At 69.7% G+C, this 6,292-nt stretch carries 6 protein-coding genes; 1 reads left to right on the top strand and 5 read right to left on the bottom strand.

Annotation, left to right across the window (positions count from 1 at the left end; all coding sequences use genetic code 11):
- Window positions 1-274: ComF family protein (locus VP06_RS32340; RefSeq protein WP_280950266.1), on the top strand; the 274-nt coding region annotated here is incomplete at its 5' end.
- A 331-nt stretch (window positions 275-605) separates the two neighbouring features.
- Here the strand turns inward: VP06_RS32340 and VP06_RS32335 are convergent.
- From VP06_RS32335 to VP06_RS32315, 5 genes are all read right to left on the bottom strand, one after another.
- The gene (locus VP06_RS32335; protein ID WP_048467926.1) at window positions 606-1,871 is read right to left on the bottom strand and encodes an MFS transporter; all 1,266 of its coding nucleotides are present in this window, start codon (window positions 1,869-1,871) and stop codon (window positions 606-608) included.
- Between the two features lie 381 nt (window positions 1,872-2,252).
- A complete protein-coding gene (locus tag VP06_RS32330) occupies window positions 2,253-2,450 on the bottom strand; it encodes a hypothetical protein (protein ID WP_048467925.1) in 198 nt (65 codons plus the stop codon).
- A gap of 43 nt (window positions 2,451-2,493) precedes the next feature.
- The gene (locus tag VP06_RS32325; RefSeq protein WP_048467929.1) at window positions 2,494-3,174 is read right to left on the bottom strand and encodes an invasion associated locus B family protein; all 681 of its coding nucleotides are present in this window, start codon (window positions 3,172-3,174) and stop codon (window positions 2,494-2,496) included.
- 275 nt (window positions 3,175-3,449) lie between these two features.
- Window positions 3,450-4,925 carry a glucose-6-phosphate dehydrogenase gene (gene zwf / locus VP06_RS32320; protein WP_048467924.1) on the bottom strand — a complete coding sequence of 492 codons (1,476 nt, stop codon included), beginning with the start codon at window positions 4,923-4,925 and terminating at the stop codon, window positions 3,450-3,452.
- A 119-nt stretch (window positions 4,926-5,044) separates the two neighbouring features.
- Window positions 5,045-5,974: an SDR family NAD(P)-dependent oxidoreductase gene (locus VP06_RS32315; RefSeq protein ID WP_082167754.1), complete on the bottom strand. Its 930-nt coding sequence runs from the start codon at window positions 5,972-5,974 to the stop codon at window positions 5,045-5,047.
- Window positions 5,975-6,292 lie beyond the last annotated feature (318 nt).

Raw genomic sequence — 6,292 nt, 5'->3', positions numbered from 1 at the left:
GGTGGCGCCGGCGCTGCTCGCCCGGGTGCGGCGCACCCGCCAGCAGGTCGGCTTGAGCCGCGCCGCCCGGGCCGAGAACCTGCAAGGCGCCTTCCGGGTGCCGGACGCAGCAAGGCCGCGGCTCCAGGGCAAGCGGGTGCTTCTCGTCGACGACGTGCTGACCACCGGCGCGACGGCGAATGCCGCCGCCCGGGCGCTGCTGCGCGGCGGGGCGACGGCGGTCGATGTGCTGGTCTTCGCCCGCGTGGTGAGCGACGGGCGCGACATCGTCTAAGACCACCGATCGTTGGAAGCGACCTTTGGGCACGCCCTCTCGTTGTCGCCAAGCCTTCGGCCTGATGTCAAAAATGAGAGATAGATCAACTGCCCGATGCGTCGGCATTCTGGGCCGCTGGCATAATCAGCCTAGAGCGCTTCACGATCGCACTGCAATCGCGAAGCTTCTCCAGATCTTTGATTTTGCCGCATTTTCTACGACAACCCAGCATCCACTTCGTCGGAGAATGCTCTGGCGCTGGCAGGCCAACGCTTCGCCGACTCAGGTTCGTGTTGATCGCGGATTTTTGCCGCCGCAACGGTGACCCCTTCGGCGAACTCTGCTGAGGTCACGCGCGCTGCGCGCCGCCGATCGGGCTCTCCGGTGCGGCCGGCGCTGCGGCCCCGGCCTCGGTCAGCACCTTGCCGCGGGGCCCGACCCAGACGCCGACCCATTTGCGCGACCACAGGGCGAGGCAGCCGAGCACGATCGCCGTGAACGCCGCGTAGAACAGGAAGCCCGCCGCGAAACCGCCGGTATACTGCTTCGACAGGCCCATGGCGTTGGGCAGGATGGCGCCGCCGAGTGCGCCGACCTCACCGATCATCGAGCCCGCCACCGCGGTGTTGGTCGGCCAGCGCAGGGGCACGAGCTGGAACAGGGCGCCGTTGCCGGCGCCGAGCGCCGCGAAGCACAGCATGAACAGCAGCGTGGTGACGAGCAGCGTCGGCGCCGCGGTGAGCATCAGGAACGAGCCGATGGCGGCGAGCAGCACCACGGTCAGCACCAGGATGCCGCCGATCCGGTCGGCGAAGTAGCCGCCGAGGATGCGAATGCCCGACCCCATCAGGGCGGCCAGCATGGTCAGCCGACCGGCCTCGACCTTGGTGACGGCGAACTGCTCGTAGAAGAAGGTCGGCAGGAAGTTCGACAGGCCGATGAACCCCCCGAAGGTGATGACGTAGACCAGGTTGAAGGCCCAGCCGTCCTTCTCGAACAGGCACGAGACGTGCTGCTTGAAGCTCTGGTGCTCGCGGTCCGGCGGCTCCTTGGCGAAGACGATCATCACGGCGAGCGGGATCAGCATGACGATGCCGGCAAAGCCATAGACCGCCTGCCAGCCATAGGCCTGGGCGAGCGGCGGGGCGAACAGCACGGCGAGCACGGTGCCGGAATTGCCGGCCCCGGCGATCCCCATGGCGAGGCCCTTGTTCTCCGGCGGGAACCAGCCCGAGCCGAGGGAGAGCGCCACGCCGAACGAGGCGCCGGCAATGCCGAGCAGCACGCCCATGGCGAGCACGTCGGTGAAGCCGTGCACCAGGAAGAAGCCATAGGCCATCGCCAGGACGATCAGCGACATCTCGGTGATCGCGGCGTTCTTGCGCCCGATATACTGGGCGAGCACGCCAAGGGGAAAGCGCATGATCGCGCCGGCCAGGATCGGCAGCGAGATCATGAAGCCGGTCTCGGCCGGCGAGAGCTTGTAATGCTCGGTGATGAACGGACCCATGGCTCCGTTGAGCACCCAGATCGCGAAGCAGAAATCGAAATACAGGAACGCGGCGAACAGGGTCGGGGGATGCCCCGACTTCATGACGGTCTTGAAACTGGCCATATCGGAGCCTCACGCACAGCCCCCGCGGGGGGTCTTCGACGCGCTTCAGGGGGAGGATCGCGGCCCGGTGCGGCCCGGTCACGCTCCTCTTTCTGTCGGACATCCGTGTCCAAGGCTCGGGCGTCGTTGCCCCGCGGGCCGTGAGGCCAGCCTGCCGGGAGCATGCAGGTCTCGTGCCAATGCTTGCGGCACGATCGTCGGAGACGATCCGGCCTTCGCGCCCCACGCCTGCCTTAAAGGCAGGCAGATCCTGGCGCGGGCAGGAGCACCTCTTGTGGCCTAAGCCGATGTCGCCGAGGTGGTCACCGGTTCGGCGGCAAAAATCTGCGATCAAACAGGAACCTCAGCGGACGATGCGTCGGCCTGCCAACGCAAGTCTGCTTAGACCCTCACGTCGAGCCGCTGCCCCTGTCCGGGGGGAGCCGGAGGGTTCGCGGTCGCCGTCTCGGCGACGAGGCCGGCGACGGCGCGCTCGGCGTCGAGCTGGCGGCGGGCCGCGAGGGTCGCGACCTGCTGGCTGAAGGCAGTGCTCTGCTGGGACAGGGCGCCGGCGGAGAGGGAGGCGGTATCGAGGCTCATGGCGCCATCCTGCGCCGACAACCCTGATCAGGCCGTGAAACCATCAGCTCAAAAGCTGCGACATCCGGGCGAGGGCGGCGGCGAATCCGGCGAGCGGCACCGTGATCGTCTCGGCCTCGCCGTTGGGCTTGGTGCCGGTGACGCGCAGGTTCACGGCCGTCTTCATCGCGTCGGTGGCGACGGTCGGGAAGCTGATTGGCACGATGCAGCCGGCCTGGACGCAGGCGGTGTAGGGTGCGCCCTTGCCGAGGGTCGCGTCGTCGAGCTTGAAGGTCACGCCGGGCTCGATCGACAGGCCGAGCGGCATGAGCAGCAGGCCGTTGCTGCGGCCATCCTGGGGGGCGTTCAGCTCGATGCTGAAGCGGCGCTGACTGGTCTGCGCCACGCCTTGAGCCTGCGACAGCTGACACTGGCGCTTGTCGTTCTCGCGGGTGCAGCTGATGGTCCAGTCGCCATAGACCTCGCTCACGGCGCTCGCGCCGTTGGGCCACGAACCGGTCGGGGCCGCCACCGCGGCAGACGCCGCCTCGGCCTTCGGGGCCGGTGCGGGAGCCGGTGCGGGCTTGGGCGCCGGGCGCCGGGGCTTCGGCGCGGCCTTGTGCGCCGGCGCCGGCTCCGCGGCCGGTGCTTCGCCTGCGGGCTCCGCCTCCTGGGCACGGGCGGGTCCTGCGACGAGCGCGGCGAGGACCAGGAGGCTGGCGAGGGACGGGCGGACAGGCGACATGATGCGATCCTCGGTGCCCACGCGCGCGACGCACGCGCGGGCCTTCACTCTCGCGGCTCCTCTAGAGCGCGGCGCGCCCGAAGGGAAGCCACGGCAGGGACGATCCCACCGTCATGCCGTTGAAATAGCTTGGATTTGTTCCAATCAACCGCCCTCGCCTCAGCCGACATCTTCATCCCGCTCCGGCCTCAGCCGAGATCTTCGTGCCAACTCGGCCTCAGCCGAGGTCTTCATGCCAACCCGGCTTCAGCCGAGATCTTCATGCCAACTCGGCCTCAGCCGAGATCTTCATGCCATGTGCGGCCGTCGCGCTCGATCAGGGCGATCGCCGCGGTGGGGCCCCAAGTGCCGGCCGGATAGGGGCGCGGCGATTCCGGGCGGTCGGCCCAGGCGTTGAGCAGCGTGTCGGCCCAGGCCCAGGCGGCCTCGACCTCGTCGCGGCGCATGAACAGGGTGGCGTTGCCGCGCACCACATCCATCAGCAGGCGCTCGTAGGCGTCCGGATAGCGCTGGTTGAAGGTCTCCTCGAACGAGATGTCGAGGCCGGTCGCCCGCAGGCGCATGCCGCCGGGGCCCGGCTCCTTGGTCATCACCTCGAGCTTGATGCCCTCCTGCGGCTGGAGCCGGATCACCAGGCGGTTCGGCTCGCGGGCGAACTCGTCCGAGAAGATGCTGAACGGCGAGGAGCGGAACTGCACCACGATCTCGGAGACCTTCTGGGGCAGCCTTTTGCCGGTGCGCAGGTAGAACGGCACCCCGGCCCAGCGCGGAGTCATCAGTTCGAGCTTCAGGGCCACGAAGGTCTCGGTCGGGCTGGTACGGTCCCCGCCGAGATCGGCGACGTAAGCCGGCACCGGCTGGCCGTTGACGGCCCCGGCCACGTACTGGCCGCGCACGGTTCGCATCGGCACCTCGTGAGCCGGGATCGGCTTCAGGGCCCGCAGCACCTTCAGCTTCTCGTCGCGCACGGCGTCGGCATCGAGGGAGAGCGGGCTCTCCATGCCGAGCAGGCAGAGCAACTGAAGCATGTGGTTCTGCAACATGTCGCGCAGCGCCCCGGACGTGTCGTAATAGCCGCCGCGGCCCTCGACCCCGACCGTCTCCGCCACGGTGATCTGCACGTGGTCGATCACGTCGGCATTCCACAGCCGCTCGAAGATCGTGTTGGCGAAGCGCAGGGCGAGCAGGTTCTGCACCGTCTCCTTGCCGAGGTAATGGTCGATGCGGAAGATCTGGCTCTCGGGAAAGACCTTGCCGACCTGGTCGTTGATGGAGCGGGCCGAGGCGAGGTCGTGGCCGATCGGCTTCTCCAGCACCACGCGGGAGCGCTCGCCGATCATGCCATGGGCGCTGAGGTTGCGGCAGATCGCGCCGTAGAGGCTCGGCGACGTGGCCAGATAATAGGGCCGCACGTGGCCCGGATGCTCGGCGAGCAGGTTCGCCAGGTCCTCCCAACCCGCGTCGCCGGCGCCATCCACCGCCACGTAACGCAGATGGTCGAGGAACCGCGTCACTGTCTCGGGGTCGCGGTCGGCGGCGGGCACGTGGCGGTCCAGCGCCGCCGCGGCGAGATCCCGGTATTCCCCGGTGCCGAGATGGGTGCGGGCTGCCGCGATGATGCGGCTCTCCTCCGGGATCTGCCGATCGCGAAACCGGTAATAGAGCGCCGGCAGCAGCTTGCGCATCGTCAGGTCGCCGGTGGCGCCGAACACGACCGCATCGAAGGGCGCGACGGGGATGATCTTGTGCATCGGGTGACGGGTCTCCCGCTGGGGCCGGCCGACCCTGCAAGGGCGTGGCCAGATCGTCTCGCTGCCGGACGCGAACCCGCGTCCGGCTGTTCGTCAGGACCGACGGCGCGTCGCGCCGATCAGAACGAGGCCGGCGTGGCCGCGGCCGCCGCGACACCGCCATCATCCTCCTTGCCGCCGCCCTCCAGGGGCGCCGCCATGTGCGCCGCGAAGGCCGCCTTGTGCTCGGGGTGCCAGCGCGACAGGGCCGGGCGGTTGCGGATCACGTCGTCGGCCGCCCAGCGCATCCGCTTCTCGTCCATGGCCCGGGTGGTCTCGTTGTCCGGGCAGAGAATGTAGAAGTCGCCCGCCCCCATCCTGTCCAGGAGGAACTCGACGGTCTCCTCCGGCGTCCAGGCGCCGGCCGGCTTCTCGGCCACGCCGCGGGCGCGGGTCAGGCCGGTATAGACGAAGCCCGGGATCAGCAGGTGGGCGGTGACGGGCGAGCCCCTCTCGCGCAGCTCGTGGGCCAGCGCCTCGGCCGTCACCTTCACGCCAGCCTTGCTGACGTTGTAGGGCGTGTTGCCGGGCGGGGTGGTGATGCCCTGCTTCGAGCCGGTGACGATCACCGCGCCGGGCTCGCCAGCCTCGATCATCCCGGGCACGAAGACCTGGATGGCGTTGACGACGCCCCACAGGTTGGTGTCGATGATGCGGTGCCAGCTCTCGTGCCACGTCGGCGCGTCGGAGAAGAAGCGCCCGCCGGCCTCAGTGCCCGCATTGGCCATCAAGAGCGCGATCGGACCAAGCGATGCCGCCTCCCGGTGCAGGGCCTCCAGCGCCTCCAGCTTCGTCACGTCGGTCGGCACCGCGCGGATCTCCGCCTCGCCGCCGGGGGCCACCGCCGCGACCGCGCGGCCGGCCTGGTCCAGGGCCGTGCCGGGCAGGTCGGCCAGCACCACCCGCAGGCCCGCCCGGGCGAAGGCCGTGGCCGCCGCCAGGCCGATGCCGCTCGCCGCGCCGGTGACGACCGCGACGCGGCCCTTCGCGAGTGCGGGATGGTGGGTCATGATGCGCTCCGCCTGAGACCTGAGGCTCTCGTTGTCAGGGCGGCAGGTAGGCAGCCGTTCCGGAAACGCCACGGGCAGCTGCGCAAAAATCGTTCGGCGGCAGGCATCGCCGATGGGTCGCGCCCGGCCTCCTCATCCGGAGGCCGGGCGCATGATCGTCCAACGAAGGCTGATGGCGCGACGGTTTACTCGCCCGACGGCTCGGCGGGCTTCGGGAACAGCTCGGCCGGGGCTTCTGCCCCGCCCTCGGTCCCCTCGAACCGGGTGCGGCGGCGGCGGCGCGGACGGGGGGCGGGCGCCTCGGCCTCCGCCTCGGCG

Source organism: Methylobacterium aquaticum, assembly GCF_001043915.1.
Taxonomy (GTDB): Bacteria; Pseudomonadota; Alphaproteobacteria; order Rhizobiales; family Beijerinckiaceae; genus Methylobacterium; species Methylobacterium aquaticum.
This window is presented reverse-complemented; position numbering and strand designations above follow the sequence as displayed.